Source organism: Cobetia sp. 4B, assembly GCF_018831605.1.
Lineage (GTDB): Bacteria > Pseudomonadota > Gammaproteobacteria > Pseudomonadales > Halomonadaceae > Cobetia > Cobetia amphilecti.
Genome location: NZ_CP059843.1, coordinates 280,979 through 303,394, shown reverse-complemented (window position 1 = coordinate 303,394; position 22,416 = coordinate 280,979). Strand labels below are relative to the sequence as shown.

Below are 22,416 nucleotides of genomic sequence, written 5' to 3'. Positions count from 1 at the left end.
TCAGCGGTCCGTCTTGCAGGCACGCTGGAAGCTGACCAACAGATGCGTCATCCAGCGCTCGATATCGGCCATGCTCGGCGGACTCTCACCGCTGTCGAAGAAGGCCTCGGGCAGGCCGCCTGCGGCCTCGCTGGTGTCACGCTCCCCGATACGCACGGCCCACAACGGCAGTTCTCGCGGCATGCGCTGGATCTCGGCGAACAGCGCCGCCACGTTCATGTCCGGCACATCGCCGAAGATGACTAGACATGGGCTGACATCTCGCACCAGGCGCAACGCCTGGGCCGCACTGCTGGCGATGATGATCTCCAGATTGGCGACGTGACTGCCGATCACCTCGAGGCGCAGCCGGTCCTGCGCCCGCGTGCTGATCACCAGCCAGCGACAGGGCACCGGCAGCACCTTCTCCGCCGACCACGCCGCCTGGACGACGCGCTCATGAGCGCTGACATCCGCCAGCGGCAACCAGACCCGGAAGCTGGCGCCTTCGCCCAGCTCGCCCCGCGCCGTGATGTCACCGCCCATGCGGCGGGCAAGCTCCCGCGACAGCGCCAGCCCGAGCCCGGTGCCCTCGATGCCTGAATCTTCACGCCCCAGACGCGAGAACGGCTGGAACAGCTGGACCGCCTGCGCGGAATCAAAGCCGAAGCCGCCATCGGTGATTTCCACCCAGCCCATCTCCACCCCGCTGGCATTGCGCTCCTGGCCGATGGCCAGACGAATCCAGCCCCCCTCGCGGTTGTACTTGATGGCATTGCCCATCAGGTTGCCGAGAATCTGATCCAGGCGACGCTGGTCGGCATTCAGCCACAGTGACTCGCCTTCCAGTGCCAGTGATAGCGTCAGGTTGGCGCTCTCCAGACGCGGCTGATATTGCCCTGCCAGTCGTATCAGCTTCTGGCCCACCGAGAGGGGCTGGCAGTCCAGCGGCAGGTCACCGGCTTCCAGACTCGACATCTGCAGCACGTCCTCGATCAGCGCCGACAGCTGTGCCGCCGCATGACTGGCCTCATCCACATAGCGCCGCTGCTCGCGGGTCAGGTCGGCTTCCTCGCAGAGCAGATCCGTGAAGCCCATGATGGCGTTGAGCGGGGTGCGAATCTCGTGACTGAAACTCGAGAAGAAACGCGACTTGGACTGGCTGGCCTCGGTGGCACTGTCGCGGGCCGCCTCCAGCAGCTTGAGTGACTGCTTGTGGCGCTGGATGTCCAGCGCAAGCCCGGTGGCGCGCTGCGGCCGGCCCTCATGATCACGCCGGGTGATCTGGCCGCGAATCTGCACCCAGACCCAGTGACCACGCGCATGCCGATAGCGCACGTCACGTGCCTCGGCCCAGCTTTCCCCGTGCATGACCCGCCAGCGCGCCTCGAGCAGGCCGACGAGGTCTTCCGGGTGCGTCATGGCATCAAGGTCCGCCAGATGCATGCTGGCGCGTACCGGCAGCCCCAGCATCAGGAAGAAATTCTCGTGCAGGTAGAGATCGTCCTGATCGAAGTCATAGCGCCAGGTGGCATCGCCGGAGGCTGCCATCACCATCTCGACGTGGCGCGCACCTTCGGCGCGTTCAAGCTCGATCTGGTCGCGCCGCTGGGCCGCTTCGCGCAATGCCTCACCGGCCTGATCCAGCTCCTGTAGCTGGAAGCGCTCGCGCACCACGGGCTGACCGCGACCGATGCGCAGCGCCATGTCGCTGAGGCGTGCCAGTGATTCGGACAGGGTGGCCGCCATGGCCTCGGCCCGCCAACGCATCACCACCAGCAGGGCGAAGAAGAACAGGATCAGCCCCATCAGCATCACGTAGCCCAGCTGATTGAAGCGCTCATTCCAGATATCGATGCCGCTGTTGACCTGCTGCGCATCCACCACCACCAGCAACCGCCAGTCGGTGCCCGGCACCGATCGCCAGCCGACCAGCCGCTCACCGGCGAGCAAGGAAACGCTGCGCACGCCCTGCGCCTCATCCGAGATGCTGCGCAGCAGGTGCGCCATGGCCGGGGAGTTCTCGACATCATGCGCCGTATCGAGGAAGCGATCGTGCAGCAGCGGCATCGGCACCACTTCAGGGGCGGGCTGGGGGCCGAAATCCTGCTCGCCGACACTCGGCATGGCCATGACGACATCGTCACTCACCAGAATCAGATAGGCGCCCCAGGGCAGCTCGGCATTCTCGAGCCGCTCGACCAGAGAATCGAGGGTGGCGTCGATCCCGACCACGCCTTCGAGGAAGTCGCCGCGATGGACCGGCATCAGCGTCGAGACCAGCCAACCACTGCCGACCGGGTCCTGGTAGGGCGGCGTGATGACGGCGCCACGGCTCGGGTTGTTGCGGTCATCCGCCAGGTAGTAGAAGCCGTAGCTGGTGAGGTCGACGCCGGGCGTGAAGATGTTGCGGGTATCGGTCCACGGCGATATGCGGAAGTAGCCGTCGTAGCCGGAGAACCAGATCTGGCGCAGCTCGGATTGCGTGGCGAGCATGTCCGACACCTGGGCATCCATTGCCGAGAGGCGCACCACCTTGTCGTGGTCCTGCAGATAGCTGGGCACCAGCGAGGAGTAATAGGAGCCGGCGCCACCATCGTTCTCGGCGACGTACAGGGTGCCGTCGCCCGCGCTCATGTGGCGCTTTAGCTCCTGCTCGCGCTGGCGGGACGTCACGGGGGTGTCCATGTGACGCAGAGTGCTGCGCGCCAGCTGACGGGCATCACTGCGCCAGTCGTCCGCCAGCAGGCTGATGTGCTCTGCCTCGTAATGGGTCAGCTGCTCGAGCTGGGTATTCACCAGCTCACTGCGCGTGGAGTCCTGCTGCCCGGAGACCAGCCAGTGCAACACCAGATAGCAGCCCAGCAGCGCCACCTCGAGCACCAGCAATGGCACCAGCGCATGACGCAGCAGTTCATGCCAGACCCAACGACGTGTCGGACGAGGGGCACCGTCCGTGGGGCGAGGCTTGGACATTGCGGCTCCGCGAGCGTGAGAGAATGGGAAGTGTGCGAGGCGGCAAGCCTCGGCGTCGTGAGGTCGCAACAGGATACGGCATCAGTGCGTGGATGTTGCCTGCTTTGTGAAAACAGCGTCTGCCAGACGCCACGAGGGCCTGGCCGCCAAGACCGAATGACGCCCGTCATCAGCGGCGCTATAATCGAGCCCATTTTCTGCCTGCGCTGACCGCTCCTTGAGCCGGCGCGGGACGCCCCGCCCAACCGGATCAATGCAGACCCATGGACAAGACCTACCAACCGAACGCCATCGAGACGCGCTGGTACGAGCGCTGGGAATCCGACAACCGCTTTGCGCCGTCAGGCCAGGGCGAGAGCTTCTCACTTGTCATCCCGCCGCCCAACGTCACCGGCTCCCTGCACATGGGCCACGCCTTCCAGGATTCCATCATGGACACCCTGGTCCGCTGGCGCCGCATGCAGGGTCGCAACACCCTGTGGCAGGTAGGCACCGACCACGCCGGTATCGCCACCCAGATGCTGGTCGAGCGCAAGGTCGCCGCCGAAGAAGGCAAGACCCGCCATGATCTCGGCCGCGAAGCCTTCACCGACAAGATCTGGGAGTGGAAGGAAGAGTCCGGCGGCAACATCACCCGCCAGCTGCGTCGCATGGGCACCAGCATCGACTGGAAGCGCGAGCGCTTCACCATGGATGACGGCTTCTACAAGGCGGTGCAGGAAGTCTTCGTGCGCCTGCACAAGGAAAACCTGATCTACCGCGGCAAGCGTCTGGTCAACTGGGACCCGACCCTGCACACCGCGATTTCCGATCTCGAAGTCGAGAACCGCGATCAGCAGGGCAGCTTCTGGCACTTCCGCTATCCGCTGGCCGATGGCGTCAAGACCGCCGATGGCAAGGACTACGTCATCGTCGCCACCACGCGCCCGGAAACCCTGCTGGGTGACACCGGCGTGGCCGTCAATCCCAAGGATGAACGCTACGCAAGCCTGGTCGGCAAGTTCATCGAACTGCCGCTGGTCGGCCGTCGCATCCCCATCGTCGCCGATGAACACGCCGATATGGAAAAGGGCTCCGGTTGCGTCAAGATCACCCCGGCCCACGACTTCAATGACTACGAAGTCGGCAAGCGTCAGGGCCATCTGCTGATCAACGTGATGAGCCAGGATGCCACCATCCTGGAGCGCGCCGAGATCTATGACCTCCAGGGCCGTCCGCAGCCCCAGGAAGACGCCAGCCTGCCGGCCGCCTACGCCGGTCTGGATCGCTTCGTCGCCCGCGAGAAGCTGGTCGCCGACATGGACGCGCTGGGCCTGCTGGAGCAGGTCGAGGCCGTCAACAACACCCTGCCGCACGGTGACCGCTCCGGCGATGTCATCGAGCCGCTGCTGACGGACCAGTGGTTCGTGGCCGTCGAGGAGCTGGCGCGTCCGGCCATCGAAGCGGTTGAGAACGGCGACATCGAGTTCGTGCCCAAGAACTACGAGAACATGTACTTCGCGTGGATGCGTGACCTGCAGGACTGGTGCATCTCGCGTCAGCTGTGGTGGGGCCACCGCATTCCGGCCTGGTACGACAACGACGGCAACGTCTACGTCGGCCGCAATGAAGAGGAAGTCCGCGCCGAGAACAACCTGGGTGCCGACGTCGAACTGCGTCAGGACGAAGACGTCCTCGACACCTGGTTCAGCTCCGCGCTGTGGACCTTCGGTACCCTCGGCTGGCCGGCGGACACGGAAGAGCTCAAGACCTTCCACTCCACCGACGTGCTGGTCACCGGCTTCGACATCATCTTCTTCTGGGTGGCGCGGATGATCATGTTCACCCTGAAGTTCAAGGGTGAAGTGCCGTTCCGCAAGGTCTACGTGCATGGTCTGGTGCGTGACAGCCTCGGACAGAAGATGTCCAAGTCCAAGGGCAACGTGCTTGATCCCATCGACCTGATCGACGGCATCGGCATCGAGGAGCTGGTCGAGAAGCGTACCGGCAACATGATGCAACCGAAGAAGGCCAAGGCGATCGCCAAGGCCACGCGCAACGAATTCCCGGAGGGCATCGAACCTCACGGTACCGATGCGCTGCGCTACACCCTGCTGTCACTCGCCTCCACCGGGCGTGACGTGAAGTTCGACATGGGCCGTCTCGATGGCTATCGCAACTTCTGCAACAAGCTGTGGAATGCGGCGCGTTACGTGCTGATGAATGCCGAGGACCAGGATTGCGGCGTCAACGGCGAAGCCGTCGAACTGTCGCTGGCCGATCGCTGGATCATCGCGCGTCTGCAGCAGACCGAGCAGCAGGTCACCCGCGCGCTGGAAGAGTTCCGCTTCGACCACGCCTCCCAGGCGCTCTACGAGTTCATCTGGAACGAGTACTGCGACTGGTATCTGGAGCTGTCCAAGCCGGTTCTGTGGGACGACAACGCCAGCATCGAAGCCAAACGCGGCACGCGTCGCACCCTGGTGCGCGCCCTCGAGACCATCCTGCGCCTGATCCACCCGATGATGCCGTTCATCTCCGAGGAGATCTGGCAGCGTATCGCACCGCACGCCGGCAAGCCGGTGGAAGGCGAAAGCATCATGAGCCAGGCGTGGCCGCAGGCCGAAGCCGACCGGATCGATGAGCAGGCCATCCGCGATATCGAGTGGCTGAAAGGCATCATCATCGCCATCCGCAACGTGCGCGGCGAGCTCAACCTGTCACCGGCCAAGCCGCTGGAAGTCTTCCTGCAGAACGGCGCGGCTGGCGATGCCGAGCGCCTGGAAGCCAACCGCCTGTTCCTCTCCAAGCTGGCACGTCTGGAAAGCATCACCTTCCTGGCGGCAGGCGACGAAGCCCCGATGTCCGCCATCCAGCGCGTCGGTGAGCTGGAAGTGCTGGTGCCGATGGCAGGCCTGATCGACAAGGAAGCCGAGCTCAAGCGCATCGACAAGGAGCACGAGAAGCAGCAGAAGGTCATCACCGGCCTCGAGAACAAGCTCGGCAACGAGAAGTTCGTCGGTCGTGCACCGGCTGATGTGGTCGAGAAGGAGCGCGCCAAGCTGGCCGACGCCCAGGCGGAACTTGCGCTGCTGGAAAGCCAGCGCGTCAAGATCGAAGCGCTGTAAGTCACGCACGCGTTTCACGCAAGCAAAAGCCCCCTGCACCGAACGGTGCAGGGGGCTTTCTCGTTTCTGGCAGCCCGCTCGCGAATCGCCCTCCCAGGCACGCCGGATGAGCGCATCGAGACGAGCTCATCGAGAAAAGCGCGCCGAGCAATTACTCGACGGGGCCTTCCAGCGGCATGAAGGTCGCCAGCAGATAGCCGGTGTCATCCATCACGCGCAGCCGAGCGCTCTCACCGCTGCCGGTGATCTGGTAACTGGCGACATCCTCGAGCATGCGATTGAAGGCGTTGGACTGCTCGGGGTTGGGGCACATCTTCATGGTCGAGGCCAGCGGACCGATATCCAGCGTCTGACGCGACTCATCCAGCACCACCGGCCCCATCAGGCGGTTGCAACCATTGCTGCCGACCAGACGCAGACGGTCGTCCTCCTCGTCTGCCAGCTGCTGCTGACTGGGGGGCTGCAGCAGGAAGTTGGCCGCCTCTTCACTGGCATCCGTGGCGGAAAAACTCCATTGGGTGCCCACCAGGGCAGGAGCAGCGGCACCCGATGAGTCACTACCCTGCGGATGCTGTGTCATGGCCGCGCAGCCAGCCAGCAAGGAGATAGCGAACCCCACGGAGGTATAACGCGATAGACGACGCACGGTAACGGACATGGATGACTCCTGTGGCGCCCGCCGGTGACATTGCCGGCAACGGCAGTCACCCGGCAGACGGAAAGAACGGTGGGTAAGGAACAGACATGACAGCAAGGGTAGCGATCATGCGCACGGCTGTCATGAACGACAGGCCCTCACGCCATGCGCCTGAATGTCACCTGCCGGACTGCCGCCAGCTTGCCAGCAGCGCGATGGACGCAACCATCTGTCCACCTCGCCGACTTTGAAAACAGTGTTTTCAAAGCGAAGCCTGCTCTAGAATTTCGACCAGATCGCCACTTAGCGTCGCCTGTCTCGAGCCCTCTGGCCACCGAGCAAGCGAGCTACCGACCTGAGTGAGCCTATCCCGACATGAGCCCCGCAGAGCTGACACGACATGACTCCCGCCGCCCCCGACAGTCCTTCCATGCACGCCGCTGATACTGCATCTTCACAGCGAGCCAGTGGTTCGCTGCAGGCCCCGCACGTGCAACCCTCGCCCCCGCCCCGCTCGCACAGGACGCAGACAGGATTCAATCTGCGACGACTGGTGATCCTGAATGCGCTGGGAGTGGCGCTGCTGGCGTGCTGGTGGATACCGGCGCTGGATTTCTGGCCCACCCTCGACAACGATGTCTTCTGGGACTTCAACCAGTTCATCACACCGCTCAATCCGCACTGGGACACGCTGCTCGGCATTCTGAACACGCGCGCCTTCGACGCCGTAGCCTTCGCCATGATGGGGGTTCTGTTCTGCTGGGCGATGCTCAATGATCAGCAGCCTGCCCGCTATCGCCGCTGGACCAGCATCGGCATCACCATGCTGCTGACGGCGGGCCTGCTCTCGCTGTTCGTGCTGCGCGCCATCAGCTATGGCCATGCCAGCCCGACGCGCTTCTTCAGCCACGCACAGCATCTCTCCGAGCTGGTGTCCTTCAAGACCAAGGATTCGGCGTCGAACAGTTTCCCGGGGGATCACGGCCTGATGCTGATGGTATTCGCGAGTTTCATGCTGGCCTTCGCACCGCGCCGCATCGCCCTGTGCAGCCTGGCGTTCGTGGTACTGCTGAGCGCTCCGCGGATCATGGTCGGCGCTCACTGGTTCAGCGATGTCTATCTGGGCTCGCTCAGCATTGCACTGATCGCGTTGCCCTGGATGCTGTGCACACCACTGGCGACCACCGTTGCCCGTGGCATGGAAAACGCGCTGGCCCGATTCAAGCAGCGCTCCTGAAGCAGCATTCGTGAACCTGCACTCAAGAACCTGAACTCAGGTCAGCCGACGAGGGGTGTCCGCGAGAAAGGGCTGGAATCCTTGTGGTGCCGCTTTTCCTGGCGGTCATCCTCCTTGTCGCGAGCGCCCTCCTCCACGGCCTCTGCCTTGCCAAGTCCGCCGCCGTCATTGCCGGGGGGCGGACTTGGCAAGGCAGAGGCCGTGGCAAGGCCTGTCATCTCGTGTTCCCCACCGGCCACCACCTGATCACGCCCATTATGCTTGGCGTGATACAGCCGCCTGTCGGCCAGCTGCATCAGCTCATCCAGCGAATCGACCTCATGACTGATGGCAACGCCGATGGAAACCGTGACCGGCACCGGCGTGCCGGCGAAGACCGGAGGAGACTTGGCCAGCAGGGAGCGCATGCGTCCCGCCACGGAAATGGCCTCGGTGCGCCCGATACGCGGCAACAGCACCAGGAACTCCTCGCCACCGACACGTCCGGCGCGATCGCCCTGACGCAATGTGGCCGTCAGCAGACGGCCCAGATGACGCAGCACTTCATCTCCGACGGCATGGCCATGCAGGTCATTGACGCGCTTGAAGTTGTCCGCATCCAGCATCAAGACCGCACAGGGCACTCCGTCACGCCACCAGTCCTCGGCGTGGCGCAATATCTGGCGGCGATTGAGCAATTCGGTCAACTCATCACGACTGGCATCCTTCAGATACTGGCGCTCGAAGTGTTCGGTAAGCGCCAGCATGCGCCACAGGAAGGTGACCATCATCAGGAAGACCGCGAACAGATTGGTCGATTGCAGCACCCAGGCCGACAGGACGCCGCCCTCATGCAGGACTGGCGAGACCATCAGTGCCGAGACAGCCGCCATGAACAGCATCAGTGTCGTCACCACTCGAACACGCGCCGCCAGCGGGGCCAGGTGAATACCGGCCATCACGATGAAGAAATAGTACTCATAGCCCGCCGAGAGCCCGAAGCAGAAAACCGAGAGCCAGGCCATCAGCGTCAAGGCGCTCATCATCAGGGCCAGACCCAAGGTCAGCTGATGCGCCCGGTGCAGCATCACGCCCAGCACGGACACGAGCGCCATGATGCCGCTGGCGAATGCCAGCCGCGACTCGTTGAAGAGAGTGAAGAAGGGAACCCACACCACGAAGAGGCCCATCAGCATCAGATAGACCCAAAGATAGGCATGGTAGAAACGACGATGCTCCACGGCGAGCAATCGTGGCTCATGACGTAGCCAGGCGCTTATGACTCTCGGCATCAGGCAATCCTTGCCAGCTAGGCAGTGTCCGCGTGGCGGTCCCTCACGCGACTCAAGGAGGTGCAACATCGCGGCAGGCGGGCAGCAAGAGAAAGGAAAAAGGTATAGCTGCCTGCCGCGATGACACTCCACAAAGGCCGAGCACGACATGCCACACATCATGCTGCGGGGCTTATGAACTTCATTACATCATAAGCCCTGCTGGGCGATGCACCAGTCATGATTCGGCTATTGCGTTGCCTGGATGCGACGCTTACGCACACGTCAACATGCGGCCTTGCTTGCTTACCAGCTGCCCGTGTTGCTCATGGAGGCCCAGGGTTCCTGCGGCGCAAGGGCGTCACCGGCCTGCAGCAGCTCCAGCGAAATCCCATCCGGGCTCTTCACGAATGCCATGTGGCCGTCACGCGGCGGGCGATTGATGGTCACGCCGTTGTCCATCAGATGCTGACAGGTAGCGTAGATATCCTCGACGCGATAGGCCAGATGGCCGAAGTTGCGCCCACCTTCGTATTCTTCCGGGTCCCAGTTATGGGTCAGTTCCAGCATCGGCGCCTGCATCTCGCGGGCACGTTCGGCATCCTGCGGGGCTGCCAGGAAGATCAGCGTGAAGCGGCCCTTCTCGGAATCCTTGCGCGAGATCTCGACCATGCCGAGCAGGTCACGGAAAAAATGCAGTGAAGCGTCGACATCACGGATACGCAGCATGGTGTGCAGATATTGCATGGATCACTCTCTTGAACGGTGGTTGGGGCAGCACTGAGGACGGAAAAGACGTGTGCCGAGCGTAGCTGGCTCGGCGCACGGGAATATTCTAGACACACGACTGCCGCGCGACGAGTCTCCTCGCGGCACGGCAGTGTGGTGATGCATGCACCCTGCTGCTGACATCTCGCGCCGTCAGGCGATGCGTGAACTGCGCTCCAGACGTACGGGCACCGCCTTGGAGGATGGCGTGCCGGTATCAGCGCCGTGGCTTTCCAATGCGACCAGCACGTTGGTTTCCGGATAGTAGGCCCCGATGCAACCGGCCGGGATGTCGTACTCGACCAGACGGAACTGCGGCGCACGTCGCTCGCTGCCGTCCGGGCGCGGCTCGCCGAGCATGTCGACCCAATCACCGTCGGCCAATCCCAGTCGCGCCAGGTCTTCACCATTGATGAAGATCACCCGCCGCTGACCCGACACGCCACGATAGCGGTCGTTGTAGCCGTAGACGGTGGTGTTGTACTGATCGTGGCTGCGCATGGTCTGCAGCGTCAGCCAGCCGTCACGCCGCGCCAGCTGTTGATGCATCACCGACTCCGGCAGCGGCATGTGCGAGAACTCGGCCAGGCCGCTGGAGGTCGGGAAGGCAAGCTCGCGTACCGGATTGGCGAGGTGAAAGCCGCGCTTGTGTGCCAGCCGTGAATTGAAGTCCGCGAAGCCGGGGATGACCACCGCGATATCGTCACGGATCAGATCATAGTTCTCGCTCAGGGCCTGCCAATCGACCGGATCACTGACCCCTCGCGCCGACAGCACGCGCGCCAGGGTGGCACGCGCGATCGCCGCGATGATGCCGGGCTCGGAGCGCAATTCAGGGCTGGCCGGTGCCTTGATGCCGGCGCTGGAGTGCACCATCGACATCGAGTCCTCGACGCTGATGTGCTGGGAAGCCACCTGCGAGGAGCGATCGATCTCGCTGCGCCCGAGACACGGCAGAATCAGCGCATCGGTCTGCTTGCCCATCACCAGATGACTGCGATTGAGCTTGGTGCTGATCTGGACGTTGAGCTCGAGGTTGCGCATCGCGGCCTCGGTCCGCTCGCTGTCCGGCGTGGCACGCGTGAAGTTGCCGCCCAGCGCGATGAAGGTCTTCGCCTTGCCCTGCTCCAGCGCCGCCAGGCTCTCCACGGTGTTGTAGCCCGGCGCACGCGGCATGCTGACGCCGTAGCGCGCTTCCAGCGCATCGATCAGCCAGGCGGGCGCCTTCTCGTCGATACCCATGGTGCGATCGCCCTGGACGTTGGAATGGCCACGCACCGGACAGGCCCCGGCGCCGGGACGGCCGAAGTGCCCCCCGAGCAACAGCAGATTGACGATCTCGCGCACACTCTCGACGGCATGCAGATGCTGGGTGATGCCCATCGCCCAGGTGCAGATGACGTTGTCGGCACCCGCGAAGATGGCGGCCGCCTCCTCGAGCTGAGCGCGAGTCAGGCCGGACTGGTCCTCGAGGGTTGCCCACTCGGCCGCCTCGACCAGCGCCTGCCAGGCCTCGACGCCCCGGGTATGCGCCGCGATGAAGCTGGCGGCGCGCGTGAATTCGCCCCGCGCCTCCATCGCGAACAGCGCCTTGGCCATGCCACGCACCGCCGCCATGTCACCGCCCATGCGCGGCTGGTAATAACGATGGCTGATGGGCTGGCTGGAGAGGGTCATCATCTCCAGCGGCGACTGCGGGTCGGCAAAGCGCTCCAGCCCCCGCTCACGCAGCGGATTGAAGCTGACGATGCGCGCGCCACGCCGTGAGGCACGCCGCAGATCGCCCAGCATGCGCGGGTGATTGGTGCCGGGGTTCTGACCGAACACGAAGATGGCATCGGCGTGCTCGAAGTCCTCCAGCAGCACCGTGCCCTTGCCGACGCCGAGGCTCGCCTTCATGCCGACGCCGCTGGCCTCGTGGCACATGTTGGAGCAGTCGGGGAAGTTGTTGGTGCCGAACAGACGCACGAAAAGCTGGTAGAGATAGGCCGCCTCGTTGCTGGCGCGCCCCGAGGTATAGAACAGCGCCTCATCCGGCGACGTCAGCGCGCTGAGATGCTCGGCGACGAGCTCGAAGGCCGCGTCCCAGCTGATCGGCATATAACGATCACTGGCCGCGTCGTAGCGCATCGGCTCGGTCAGGCGCCCCTGATCCTCGAGCATGAAGTCGTCCCAGCCCAGCAGCTCCGTGACGGTGTGCTGAGCGAAGAAGCGCGACGTGACACGCTTGGCGGTCACTTCCCAGGCCACCGCCTTGGCGCCGTTCTCGCAGAATTCGAAGGAGGAGCCGTGTTCCGGGTCTCCCCAGGCACAGCCGGGGCAGTCGAAGCCCTTGTCCTGATTGGCCTTGAGTAGGGAGCGCACGCTCTTCCACGGCGCCCTGGAGTGACTGACATGCTGACCGACGCTCTTGAGTGCGCCCCAGCCACCCGCCGGCCCGGAATAGGCGGCAATGCGCGGATGACGCGTCTGTTGCGCATCCTCGCGGGGCAGGCTGGCAGACGCAGGCGTCTCGATCTCGGGGGCAGCAATGTCGGTCATGTCAGGATCCACTGGCTAGGATGAACGGGGGCGATCAGCGTGACCGCTGAGCAGTTCGAGTCGACGCCCGCGGTGGGCACAGATCAGATTGAGGTCGCAGGCGCGGGCGGTCTCGACGGCGAGTCGCGAGGGCACCGCCAGGGTGATCAGGGTCGGAATGCGCGCACGGATGGTCTTCTGCACCAGCTCCAGGCTGCAGCGGCTCGACACCAGCAAGGCCTCGGGCCACACACCGCTGTCGAGGCTCATGCCGATCACGCGGTCCAGCGCATTGTGGCGACCGATATCGGCGCCCTGCGAGATCAGACTGCCTTCGGCGTCCAACCCCAGCGCCAGATGCATGCCGCGGCGCGTGGCGCGCTCCAGGCGCTCCAGCCCACGCATCAGCGCATCGGGTGCCAGCGCTGCCCGTGGCGGCAGACGCATGAGTCCCGCCATCAGCTCCGCTTCGTCCTGCACGCCACAGGCGCCGCAGCTCGAGACACTGCTCTCACGCCGCTGATGACGCTCGGCCTTGCGCGCCAGCGAGTCACTGACCTCGAGGCGCACCGCCAGCCCATGGCGCAGCCGCGAGAGATGGATCGCCGAGACCTCGTCACGCCGCGTGATCCAGCCCGCGGTGAAGGCATGCCCCAGCGCCAGCGGCTCAAGGGCCTCTGGACTGGCCAGCAAGGTGCCCATCGCGGTGTCATTGAGCGCCAGACTCACCGGCAGCTCCGATGGGCCATCCAGCTCGCGCAGCGGCACCTCGCGGGCATCCGCGTAGCCTGCAGCGCCTGGCGCATGTTGATAGAGCGAATCTTTCATTACGGCTCTCCGTGGCGCAGATGCGTGGCGAGAAAGGTGCGCGCAACCCTCACCCGACCTCTGCGCAATATGGGAATATCCTACCGCCATGCCATGAGGGCGACCAATTGAGCCGAGCCGCCAATTGATAGACACTGCCAATGAAGATGGCGTCCTGCCGGTGACAGGCATGCGGGCCATCGCGGTGGGCGAGAAATTCGCGCGCGAGTCGCGTAAAATGCGTCGCCGACCCTTGAGGGTGCACCTGCTGTTGCGCTATCACCCGCCCGCCGGCCGCTCTCATCTCTCGATCATCCTGCTCCGGATTTACGTTCCGGCCCGCATGAGGACCTTCGCATGACCGACACTCCCGACCTGACCGCCGCGTCTGATCAGGCCAGCGCCCCGCAGCTGACCAGCACGTCTGCCTCCGCCCGCCCCAGCCCGCTGGCGCCGCAGCATGTGGTCTGCGCGCTCTACAAGTTCGTCACCCTCGAGGACTTCGAGGCGCTGCGCGACCCGCTGCTGGCGGTGATGAACGAGCACGCCATCCGCGGCACCCTGCTGCTGGCCCGCGAAGGCATCAACGGCACCGTGTCCGGTTCACGCGCGGGCATCGATGCGCTGCTCGCCTGGCTGACCAGCGACCCGCGTCTGGCCGAGCTCGACACCAAGCAGTCACTGGCCGAGCAGGCGCCCTTCCTGCGCGCCAAGGTCAAGCTCAAGCGCGAGATCGTCACCATGGGCGTCGAGGGCATCGACCCGCGTCACACCGTCGGGACCTATGTGGAGCCGAAGGACTGGAATGCGCTGATCTCCGATCCTGAAGTGCTGCTGATCGACACGCGCAATGACTATGAAGTGGAAGTGGGGACCTTCGCCGGTGCCGTCAACCCGAACACCACTGCCTTCCGTGATTTCCCGGACTACGTCTCGCGTGAGCTGGACCCGCAGCAGCACCGCAAGGTGGCGATGTTCTGCACCGGCGGCATCCGCTGCGAGAAGTCCACGGCCTATCTCAAGGAGCAGGGCTTCGATGAGGTCTATCACCTCAAGGGCGGTATCCTGAAGTATCTGGAAGAGGTGCCCGAGGAAGAGACGCTGTGGCAGGGCGAGTGCTTCGTGTTCGATGAGCGCGTCACCGTCGACCACCAGCTGCGTCCCGGCCAGTACGACCAGTGCCATGCCTGCCGCCTGCCGATCACCGAGGAAGACAAGCAGAGCGAGCGCTACCAGAAAGGCGTCAGCTGCCCGCGTTGCTACGACAAGCTGAGCGATGCCCAGAAGGCGCGCTTCGCCGAGCGCGAGAACCAGATTCGCCTCGCCAGAGAACGTGGCGAAGCCCATCTGGGCATGGATGCCGTCGCCCAGATGCAGGCACGGCGCGATGCCAAGCAGCAGCAGCGTGAAGCCGCCCGGCGTGCCGCGCTGGAAGCCAGCGAGAAGTCCGGCAAGTAGATCTGCCAATAGACCTGCAAGAAAGCCCGGCATAGAAAGCCCAGCAAGAAGAGCTGATAGCAGCCAACGCCGCTTTCGCTACCCGAACACCCCGTCTCGACGGGGTGTTCTGCGTTGCAGGCTCGCTCAATCGGCCACACCCGCCGAGTGAGGCAGCGAACGCAGCAGTTCCAGCACGGCATTCAGCCGTCGGCTACGCTGCTGACCACTGCGCCACAACAGCCCGACCGTCTCGCCCTCGCCGGGCAGTCGACGCGCGATCAGCCCTTCACCAAGCCGCGAATCGGCCAGGTTCTCCGCCAGCACGCTGACTCCCAGGCCAGCCTCCAGCATCACGCCGAGGCCGGAAATCGAATTGGCCTCCAACAAGGGCGAGGGCTGCAGCCCCAGCAGCTCGAACTGCTGATTGAGGCGCCGCCGCTGCTGCATCTCCGGCGTCAGCAACACCAGCGGATAGTCACGCAGGCACTCCCACTGCGGCGCGTCGGGCAGGCGGAAATGCGTCTGACTGGCAATCAACGCCGAATGCTCCTGATAGAGCGGCCGACAGGCAAAGCCGCTCATGGCCGGCGCCGCGGGGTAGCCGACTGCGAGATCCAGCTCGCCATCCTCGAGTCCCTGGGCCAGCGATGAGGTCGACAGCTCGCGTAGGCGCAGCGAGAGCTGCGGGAAGGCCTCGCGCAGCCGCGGCAGAAACTCGCCGACCGCCGCCAGCGCCGACGGCACCACGCCCAGTGACAGGCGCCCGGTCAGCACCGCGTCCGGCGACAGGTCTCCCTTCAGCTCATCCAGCTCGGCGAGAATGCGCCGTGCGTGGGTCAGCACGCGCTCCCCTTCCGGCGTGAAGCCCTCGAAGCGATGGCCGCGCAATATCAGCGCCGTGCCCAGCTCCTCCTCGAGCTGCTTGAGGCGCGCCGACAGCGTCGGCTGGGTGACATGACAGACCCGCGCTGCGCGACCGAAATGGCGCTCACTGGCCAGCGCGACCAGAAAACTCAACTGTCGATGATCCATGTCGGGTCCTTGGCTCGCGGTGGCGGGAGTGACGCACGCTGAGGGCGCATGCGCGATGTAGAAGGCTGATGGAAACAGCAGCATGATGACGCAAGGCGGCCCGTCAGTCAGCACGCCTGCATGTCTGGCGATCAGACACGAAAACGCCCGGCGCGATGGCCGGGCGTTGGATATCACCACTATCCGGGGCGTCGCTTATTGAGCAGCGTCCTGGACAGCTTCGCCAGCATGCTCGACATCCTGGCCGGCACCGTCAACGGTGTTGCAGCCGGAAAGCGCTGCCAGAGTGAAGAAAGAGGCGAAGATGAGTGCAATGGTGCGGGACATGGTCATGCTCCTTGCGGTAGTGAATATCGAGAAATCTCGTAAAGACGCCAGTGCCTGCGCCTCTACCCTCATACCTTGGGCCGCCCCATGGGCTTTCAAGGGGTGAGATTCATGTTTTGTTCACTCGCCGCCCATGTCATGGACAGTGCCATCAACTGGCCGATTCCTCGATGGAACCCCCAAGGTGTTCGAGATCTTCCCCGAAACCTTCCACGGTATTGCAGCCACCCAACAGCAGGCCGAACAGCAGCGCGGTGCCAGTCATCATCATGAATCGTCGCATGGGCATTCCTCTCTTTCGGGCAATCAGCTGGCGGCGTTGTCGATCGAACCGCCCAGATGCTCCAGGTCCTTGCCGAAACCGGCCACGGTATTGCAGCCGGCCAGACTCACACTGGCCACCAACAGGGCAGCCACCATCAAACGCGTCATTCTCATCACTTCTCTTCCTGATCAACGGCCAATGAAGGTGAGACACCCTCACTGACCGAAGGTGCCAATACTCAACGATTTACCAGCAGAATCTTGCCCAGCGCCTCGCCGGACTCCAGCAGCTCATGCGCCTTGGCGACGTCACGGAAGCTGAACTGGTGCTCGTCGAGCAGCGGACGTACCGCACCGGCCTCCAGCATCTCGCTCAGGGCGTTGAGCAGTTCCGGCTGGTCGTCCATGCCGATACCGGTCAGCAGCGGTACCGAGCGGAAGATGACGTGCAGCGACAGGTTCTTGGAGTGCAGCTGGGTCAGGTCGTGGGTCGAGCGGGTATTGATGGAGCACAGACGACCGGAGGTCGCGGTGGCCTCGATGGAGCGATCCAGGTTGTCGCCACCGACGGTGTCGAAGACCAGATCGAAGCCACGCCCGGAGGTCAGGCGCGTCACGTAGTCCGCGACCGCTTCCTCGCGGTAGTTGATGATCTCGTCGGCGCCCAGCTGGCGCGCCAGGTCCGCCTTGGCTTCGCTGGACACGGTGGTGGTGACATGCGCGCCGAGATACTTGGCGATCTGTACCGCGACATGGCCGACGCCGCCGGTGCCGGCGTGGATCAGCACGTGCTCGCCTTCCTTGATCTGACCGCGCGAGACCAGTGCCGTCCAGGCCGTCAGGAATACCAGCGGCAAGGCCGCGCACTCTTCCAGCGTCAGCGCCGCCAGGCTCGGGCGCTTCACGATCACACGGGTGTCGGCGATCATGTAGTCCGCCAGAGCGCCCTGCCAGCCCTTCACGCCACCGGCACAACCCAGCACTTCATCCCCGACGGAGAAGTCCGACACGCCTTCGCCGACGGCATCGATCACCCCGGAGACATCGCCATTGAGAATGGCCGGGAATTCCGGGTGCGACTTGACCAGCCCGCTGCGCAGCTTGGTCTCGATGGGGTTGATGCTGGAAGCCGTCACCTTGATACGCACCTGCCCCCGCGCCGGTGTCGGGGTCTCCAGTTCGCGCTCGACGAACACTTCGGGACCGCCGTACTGCTCGATGACCATGGCTTGCATGAGGAAAGACTCCTGAACGATGAAGGAAGAGACGCCAAAGCCGGGCTCGGCGCCATCATGAATAGGGGGTGAGCGGCGTGCCGGTATGTCGACAGGACAGACTGGCATTTCGCTCAGATTACCGCGAGCTTACTCCGTGTCTTGCATAAGGTCAGCATCAGGCCAGCATCAGGTCAGCGCCAGCTTGAGCACGATGATGAAGATGACCGCGACCGTCAGCCACTTGACCCACCGCGCGCCCGCGGGACTCATGTTGACCCGCGCGCCGAGGAAGGCGCCGCTCATGTTGCCGACCGCCAGCACCAGACCGTAGGCCCAGCGCACCTGACCATCGAACACGAACACCGCCAGCGCCGGCAGGGTATACATCAACACGATGAAGACCTTGAAGACGTTGACCTGGGTCAGGTCGATCTTGAGCAGCCGATAGAGCACCACGATGAACAGCACGCCGACACCGACCTGAATGAAGCCACCATAAATGCCGATGCCGAACATCGCCAGCAACACCACGGGCGTGATGCGCTCCGGCGTCAGTTCACGGGTGTCGATGCGTGGCGTCGGCAGCAGCATCATGATCGAACACACCACCATCACCACGATCAGGACGCTCTCGAAGGCCTCGGCACTGATGCGGGTCGCCAGCCAGGCGCCCAGCATGGCGCCTGCCACGGCGGGTACGGCCAGCCGCCAGGCCACCCCCATGTTGTGCGCGCCCGCCTTGAGGAAGGTGCTGGTCGCGGTCGCACTCTGCAACGCGATCGCCACGCGGTTGGTGGCATTGGCCTGCGCAGGTGGCAGACCGAGAAACATCAGCAATGGCAGCGTCAGCATCGAGCCACCCGCCGACAGCACATTGATGAAACCGGCCACGCCACCCAGTGCGATCAGCGCCACTACGCTGATCAGATCAAGGCCGCTGGTCAGCCCTGCAACATCCGACATCATGCCGACATTCCTTGTCCCGCCATCCCGTTGAGTGAAGACGCCCGCGGCAGACATGCCCCAGAGCGCGCGATGCCCGACACACCACCCTCGCGTGACTGAGCGGGGGAAAGTGATGCCGGGCATCGTTCATAGCATATCGCGTCGCGTCACGCCTGCTTCAGCCACATCGGCTGACGCATCTGGCGCTCATCCGACACGCCTGGCTCAGTGCGCCAGCGCTTCCTGCCGACCACTCTGACGCACGCTGTAGGTCAGCACGCCCAGGAAGATGACCAGACCCGCGAGGTCGTAGGTCAGCTGACCATGCGGCCACAGCATCAGCGCACCGAGCGGGAACATCGCCAGACGCAGCCACCAGGGCAGCTCGTGCTCCAGATAGCCTTCCAGGCCCGCGACGATGGCGTATATCCCGAACAGCGCGAACACGAACACCGTCAGCATCTCGCCGATGTCACCGGAGATCAGCGGGCTCCAGGCGAACAGCAGCGGCACGATGTAGAGTCCCTTGGCGATCTTCCATGCCATCAGGCCGGTCTTCATCGGCGGTGTGCGGGCGATCGCGGCTGCCGCGAAGGCGGTCAGGCAGACCGGCGGCGTGACGTTGGAATCCTGGGACAGCCAGAAGATGATCATGTGGGCACTCACCAGTGCCATGGTCAGCACGTGCGGCGACAGCGCCTGCTCATACAGCTGGCTCTGGAAGGTATCCGGCACCAGCGCCAGCAGTTCGCGGGCGGCGTCCATGCTCATCGGCGCACCCAGCAGGTCCAGCTTGTCCGGTGCTGCCAGCATGAAGATGGCCTTGGCCTGCTCCGGCAGGTTGCCCGCTGCCAGCAGATCCACCAGCTGGGAATGGGCGATCAGGTTGTAGAGCGCCGGGGCGGACAGCGTGCCCAGCACGATATAGGACGCCGTCACCGGCAGGCCCATGCCCAGAATCAATGACGCCAGCGCGATCAGGATGATGGTGATCAGCAGGCTGCCACCCGCCCAGTCGGTGATCATCAGCGAGAAGGTGTTGCCGATACCGGTGGTGGAGACGACGTTGACGATCAGGCCGACGGTGATCAGCAGGATCGCCGTGGTGGTCATGTTGCGCACCCCGGCCAGCATCGCCTCGATGATGTCACCGAGCTTCATCGGATTCTTCGACAGCCACGAGGCCGCGATGACGGACAGGATCGCGATGCCGGCGGCGTAGGTCGGCGTGAAGCCGTAGATCAGCGCGCCGACCAGCACGAACAGCGGTGCCAGATAGTGCCAGCCATCCTTGAGCACGTCCTTGAGACGCGGGCCCTGCGGGTCATCCAGCGCCGTGGCGTCGGAGCGCTTGGCCTCGATGCGCACGAACATGGCCACCGACAGGAAGTAGAGCAGCGCCGGCAAGGCGGCCACGCCGACGATGGTCAGGTACGGCACCTGGGTGTAGGACGCCATGATGAAGGCGCCCGCGCCCATCACCGGCGGCATCAGCTGGCCACCGGTCGAGGCTGCGGCCTCGACGCCTGCCGCGAAGCGCGCCGGGAAGCCGGCACGGCGCATCAGCGGAATCGTGATCACGCCGGTGGAGACGGTGTTGGCGACACTCGAGCCGGACACCGAGCCCATCAGGCCGGAGGCGAACACGGCCACGAAGCCCGGCCCGCCCTTGAAGCGACCCGCCGCACAGCGCGCCAGATCGATGATGAAGTCACCCGCGCCGGACTTGACCAGGAAGGCCCCGAACAGGATGAACATGAACACGTAGGACCAGGAAATGCGCGCGATGGAGCCCAGCATCCCTTCGCCGCCGATGAAGCTTCTGAACAGCACCGTCTCCCAGGTCAGGCCCGGGAAGTTGAATACGCCGCCGACATACTTGCCCCACCAGGCCACGTAGGTCAGCGCGATCAGACACAGCACCGGGATGAACCAGCCGGTGGTGCGGCGTGCGAACTCCAGCACCAGGCCCACAGCGACGATGGAGACCACCCAGTCCGCGGTGGAGAACACCACGCCACGATCATAGAGCGCATCCTCGAAGCCGATCAGATAGAGGCCGCAACCCAGCGCCGCCAGCCCCAGCAGGATATCCACGCCCAGCACCCAACGCTTGGCGCCATCACTGGCCGGGGTCAGCATCGGAATGGTCAGCGCACACAGCAGACCGAACAACCCGAAGTGCAAGGCGCTCACCCACAGCTCCGACAGGGTCGAGACGGTGTTGAAGTACAGGTGCGCCAGACAGATGACGATGGAGATCACGAAGACGGCACGCCCCAGCCAGGGCAGCTCCATGCGCCACGGCGCAGCTTCGGCGGATTCGTCGCGCACACCGGAGAGATCCGGCTCCTGCGCTTCGCTATCAGTGGGACGAGAGGGCTCTGGCGAGCGGGAATCATGCATGGCGTTGCCTCAAAACGGGATCAGACAGCGATGGCGCAGCGGCGACTTGCGTCACCATGCGCCCGGGCTTGCGAGGAGAATACGGGCTTCTACAGCAATCATTCGTGGGCACTGCTCTGGTCCTGCGCCTGCCGCTTTGCCCACGCGGGGCAGTGACATGGCGCCGGACCGGCGGTGGTTTATTGGTCTGGGAAACTGCGCTGCCCTCACCGCCGCCAGAGGCGAGCGATGAGGGCAGCGGGAACATCAGGTGTGGATCACTCGGCGATCAGGCGCGCCGGAATCTCGATGCCCTGCTCCTTGAAGTAACGTGCGGCACCCGGGTGCAGCGGCAGCGGCAGGCCCGCGATGGCCTTGTCGATGGCCATGGCCTTGGTAGCCGGGTGGATGTTGTTCAGGAACGGCAGGTTCTCGTACATGGTCTTGGTGATCTGATAGACGTCTTCTTCGGAGACATCGTCACGCACCACCAGGATATTCGGCTGGGCGATGGTGTTGATCGCCTCGTCCTGACCCGGGTAGGTGCCAGCGGCGATTTCGTACGGAGTCCACAGCTCGAACTGCGAGTTGACCTTGGCCAGCTGCTCTTCGGTGAAGTCCAGCGTGGTGATCTCGCCGCCCAGGTTGGCGTAGGCACGGGTCACGGCGGAGGCCGGTGCGCCGGCCGGAATGTTCATGCCGTCGATGTTGCCGTTCTGCATCGCGTCGGCGCTCGGGCCATAGCCCATGTAGGCCAGATCCATCTTGTCGGCATCGATGCCCAGCTGCTCGAGGATGAAGCGACCCGAGCCTTCAGTACCGGAGTTCTTCTTGCCGATGGAGAAACTCTTGCCGTAGAAGTTGGTCATGTCCTCGATGGTGCCGGACTTGACCTCATCATTGCGGGCCACGAAGTGCTCGACGTTCTGCCACAGCATCGAGATGCTGCGCAGGTTCTTGTGCGCCTTGTTGACCGGCGGGGTGCCATTCCATGCCCAGGCGCCGTAGAGGCCCTGGATGATGCCGAACTGGGCCTGGTCCTCTTCCATCAGCTTGAGGTTCTCACCGGAACCGGCAGAGGAGATCGCGGACACGGAGATGCCGGCGGTCGGCTCGAGCTTGACCTTGATCAGCGTGGAGAGTGCCACGCCGACCGGATAGAAGGTGCCACCGGTGGTGGCGGTGCCCATGATGTACTTGCCTTCCGCCTGAGCCACGGCACTGAGACCAAGAGAGGCTGCGATGGCGAGACCGAGACCGGCCTTGAGGAACTGGCGCTTTTGCATGGAGTGACTCCTTGGCGAACCTGCCGGGCGCAGGTTGAGCATTCTTGTAATGTGGGTAGGCAGACGGACATTGCGGCTGAGCAGGCTCTGGCCCTGGGCGGTGCTGGCCATGTCGCGACCGACAATGCGCAAGGTAGCCCTCTTTTGCGTGGGGCGTTCGTTGCGAGCCTCTGCTTCAGCGTAGGAAGAAGGTTAGCAACTGTCCGCGCGGCGCGGTATTTGGCGATGGGGGCATTGCG

The 22,416-nt window shown here is 64.2% G+C and carries 17 protein-coding genes; 3 read left to right on the top strand and 14 right to left on the bottom strand.

Annotation, left to right across the window (positions count from 1 at the left end; translation table 11 throughout):
- Positions 1-2,955 carry an ATP-binding protein gene (locus H2O77_RS01360; protein ID WP_215823742.1) on the bottom strand — a complete coding sequence of 985 codons (2,955 nt, stop codon included), beginning with the start codon at positions 2,953-2,955 and terminating at the stop codon, positions 1-3.
- A gap of 263 nt (positions 2,956-3,218) precedes the next feature.
- Between H2O77_RS01360 and H2O77_RS01355 the strand changes: the two genes are divergently transcribed.
- Complete coding sequence (locus tag H2O77_RS01355) at positions 3,219-6,062, top strand: valine--tRNA ligase (RefSeq protein ID WP_215823741.1); 2,844 nt, start codon at positions 3,219-3,221, stop codon at positions 6,060-6,062.
- A 151-nt stretch (positions 6,063-6,213) separates the two neighbouring features.
- On the opposite strand, the gene H2O77_RS01350 is transcribed toward H2O77_RS01355, so the two are convergent.
- The gene (locus tag H2O77_RS01350) at positions 6,214-6,720 is read right to left on the bottom strand and encodes an META domain-containing protein (RefSeq protein WP_215823740.1); all 507 of its coding nucleotides are present in this window, start codon (positions 6,718-6,720) and stop codon (positions 6,214-6,216) included.
- A gap of 469 nt (positions 6,721-7,189) precedes the next feature.
- Between H2O77_RS01350 and H2O77_RS01345 the strand changes: the two genes are divergently transcribed.
- Positions 7,190-7,936, top strand: coding sequence for a phosphatase PAP2 family protein (locus H2O77_RS01345; RefSeq protein ID WP_240548669.1), 747 nt, complete (start codon positions 7,190-7,192; stop codon positions 7,934-7,936).
- A gap of 41 nt (positions 7,937-7,977) precedes the next feature.
- Here the strand turns inward: H2O77_RS01345 and H2O77_RS01340 are convergent, their stop codons facing one another.
- From H2O77_RS01340 to H2O77_RS01325, 4 genes are all read right to left on the bottom strand, one after another.
- Positions 7,978-9,207 carry a diguanylate cyclase gene (locus tag H2O77_RS01340; protein ID WP_215823739.1) on the bottom strand — a complete coding sequence of 410 codons (1,230 nt, stop codon included), beginning with the start codon at positions 9,205-9,207 and terminating at the stop codon, positions 7,978-7,980.
- A 285-nt stretch (positions 9,208-9,492) separates the two neighbouring features.
- Positions 9,493-9,933: a VOC family protein gene (locus H2O77_RS01335; protein WP_043333215.1), complete on the bottom strand. Its 441-nt coding sequence runs from the start codon at positions 9,931-9,933 to the stop codon at positions 9,493-9,495.
- 174 nt (positions 9,934-10,107) lie between these two features.
- Positions 10,108-12,495 carry an FdhF/YdeP family oxidoreductase gene (locus H2O77_RS01330; protein ID WP_215823738.1) on the bottom strand — a complete coding sequence of 796 codons (2,388 nt, stop codon included), beginning with the start codon at positions 12,493-12,495 and terminating at the stop codon, positions 10,108-10,110.
- A 15-nt stretch (positions 12,496-12,510) separates the two neighbouring features.
- On the bottom strand, positions 12,511-13,302 hold the full coding sequence (locus H2O77_RS01325; RefSeq protein WP_215823737.1) for a formate dehydrogenase accessory sulfurtransferase FdhD: 792 nt from the start codon (positions 13,300-13,302) through the stop codon (positions 12,511-12,513).
- A gap of 336 nt (positions 13,303-13,638) precedes the next feature.
- Here H2O77_RS01325 and H2O77_RS01320 point away from each other — a divergent pair, with 336 nt between their 5' ends.
- On the top strand, positions 13,639-14,739 hold the full coding sequence (locus H2O77_RS01320) for a rhodanese-related sulfurtransferase (RefSeq protein WP_215823736.1): 1,101 nt from the start codon (positions 13,639-13,641) through the stop codon (positions 14,737-14,739).
- A gap of 126 nt (positions 14,740-14,865) precedes the next feature.
- Here the strand turns inward: H2O77_RS01320 and H2O77_RS01315 are convergent, their stop codons facing one another.
- The 8 genes from H2O77_RS01315 to H2O77_RS01280 all read right to left on the bottom strand — a co-directional run bounded on the left by H2O77_RS01315 (position 14,866) and on the right by H2O77_RS01280 (position 22,177).
- Positions 14,866-15,753, bottom strand: coding sequence for a LysR family transcriptional regulator (locus tag H2O77_RS01315; protein WP_213113684.1), 888 nt, complete (start codon positions 15,751-15,753; stop codon positions 14,866-14,868).
- Positions 15,754-15,948: 195 nt separating this feature from the next.
- Positions 15,949-16,080: an entericidin A/B family lipoprotein gene (locus tag H2O77_RS01310; protein ID WP_043333217.1), complete on the bottom strand. Its 132-nt coding sequence runs from the start codon at positions 16,078-16,080 to the stop codon at positions 15,949-15,951.
- Positions 16,081-16,231: 151 nt separating this feature from the next.
- Complete coding sequence (locus H2O77_RS01305; RefSeq protein WP_107335644.1) at positions 16,232-16,363, bottom strand: entericidin A/B family lipoprotein; 132 nt, start codon at positions 16,361-16,363, stop codon at positions 16,232-16,234.
- Positions 16,364-16,386: 23 nt separating this feature from the next.
- Positions 16,387-16,518, bottom strand: coding sequence for an entericidin A/B family lipoprotein (locus H2O77_RS01300; RefSeq protein ID WP_084589348.1), 132 nt, complete (start codon positions 16,516-16,518; stop codon positions 16,387-16,389).
- Between the two features lie 65 nt (positions 16,519-16,583).
- Complete coding sequence (locus H2O77_RS01295) at positions 16,584-17,579, bottom strand: zinc-dependent alcohol dehydrogenase family protein (RefSeq protein WP_054555249.1); 996 nt, start codon at positions 17,577-17,579, stop codon at positions 16,584-16,586.
- A gap of 168 nt (positions 17,580-17,747) precedes the next feature.
- Positions 17,748-18,527 carry a TSUP family transporter gene (locus H2O77_RS01290; RefSeq protein ID WP_225347489.1) on the bottom strand — a complete coding sequence of 260 codons (780 nt, stop codon included), beginning with the start codon at positions 18,525-18,527 and terminating at the stop codon, positions 17,748-17,750.
- Between the two features lie 204 nt (positions 18,528-18,731).
- On the bottom strand, positions 18,732-20,804 hold the full coding sequence (locus H2O77_RS01285; protein ID WP_215824442.1) for a TRAP transporter permease: 2,073 nt from the start codon (positions 20,802-20,804) through the stop codon (positions 18,732-18,734).
- 365 nt (positions 20,805-21,169) lie between these two features.
- Positions 21,170-22,177, bottom strand: a complete 1,008-nt coding sequence (locus H2O77_RS01280; protein ID WP_043333219.1) for a TAXI family TRAP transporter solute-binding subunit — start codon at positions 22,175-22,177, stop codon at positions 21,170-21,172.
- Positions 22,178-22,416: the final 239 nt, after the last annotated feature.

Excerpts from the sequence above, each read along its gene's own strand:
- H2O77_RS01360 (WP_215823742.1), bottom strand. The coding sequence starts at position 2,955 with ATGTCCAAGCCTCGCCCCACGGACGGTGCCCCTCGTCCGACACGTCGT.
- H2O77_RS01355 (WP_215823741.1), top strand. The coding sequence starts at position 3,219 with ATGGACAAGACCTACCAACCGAACGCCATCGAGACGCGCTGGTACGAG.
- H2O77_RS01350 (WP_215823740.1), bottom strand. The coding sequence starts at position 6,720 with ATGTCCGTTACCGTGCGTCGTCTATCGCGTTATACCTCCGTGGGGTTC.
- H2O77_RS01340 (WP_215823739.1), bottom strand. The coding sequence starts at position 9,207 with ATGCCGAGAGTCATAAGCGCCTGGCTACGTCATGAGCCACGATTGCTC.
- H2O77_RS01335 (WP_043333215.1), bottom strand. The coding sequence starts at position 9,933 with ATGCAATATCTGCACACCATGCTGCGTATCCGTGATGTCGACGCTTCA.
- H2O77_RS01330 (WP_215823738.1), bottom strand. The coding sequence starts at position 12,495 with ATGACCGACATTGCTGCCCCCGAGATCGAGACGCCTGCGTCTGCCAGC.
- H2O77_RS01325 (WP_215823737.1), bottom strand. The coding sequence starts at position 13,302 with ATGAAAGATTCGCTCTATCAACATGCGCCAGGCGCTGCAGGCTACGCG.
- H2O77_RS01320 (WP_215823736.1), top strand. The coding sequence starts at position 13,639 with ATGACCGACACTCCCGACCTGACCGCCGCGTCTGATCAGGCCAGCGCC.
- H2O77_RS01315 (WP_213113684.1), bottom strand. The coding sequence starts at position 15,753 with ATGGATCATCGACAGTTGAGTTTTCTGGTCGCGCTGGCCAGTGAGCGC.
- H2O77_RS01310 (WP_043333217.1), bottom strand. The coding sequence starts at position 16,080 with ATGTCCCGCACCATTGCACTCATCTTCGCCTCTTTCTTCACTCTGGCA.
- H2O77_RS01305 (WP_107335644.1), bottom strand. The coding sequence starts at position 16,363 with ATGCGACGATTCATGATGATGACTGGCACCGCGCTGCTGTTCGGCCTG.
- H2O77_RS01300 (WP_084589348.1), bottom strand. The coding sequence starts at position 16,518 with ATGAGAATGACGCGTTTGATGGTGGCTGCCCTGTTGGTGGCCAGTGTG.
- H2O77_RS01295 (WP_054555249.1), bottom strand. The coding sequence starts at position 17,579 with ATGCAAGCCATGGTCATCGAGCAGTACGGCGGTCCCGAAGTGTTCGTC.
- H2O77_RS01290 (WP_225347489.1), bottom strand. The coding sequence starts at position 18,527 with ATGATGTCGGATGTTGCAGGGCTGACCAGCGGCCTTGATCTGATCAGC.
- H2O77_RS01285 (WP_215824442.1), bottom strand. The coding sequence starts at position 20,804 with ATGGAGCTGCCCTGGCTGGGGCGTGCCGTCTTCGTGATCTCCATCGTC.
- H2O77_RS01280 (WP_043333219.1), bottom strand. The coding sequence starts at position 22,177 with ATGCAAAAGCGCCAGTTCCTCAAGGCCGGTCTCGGTCTCGCCATCGCA.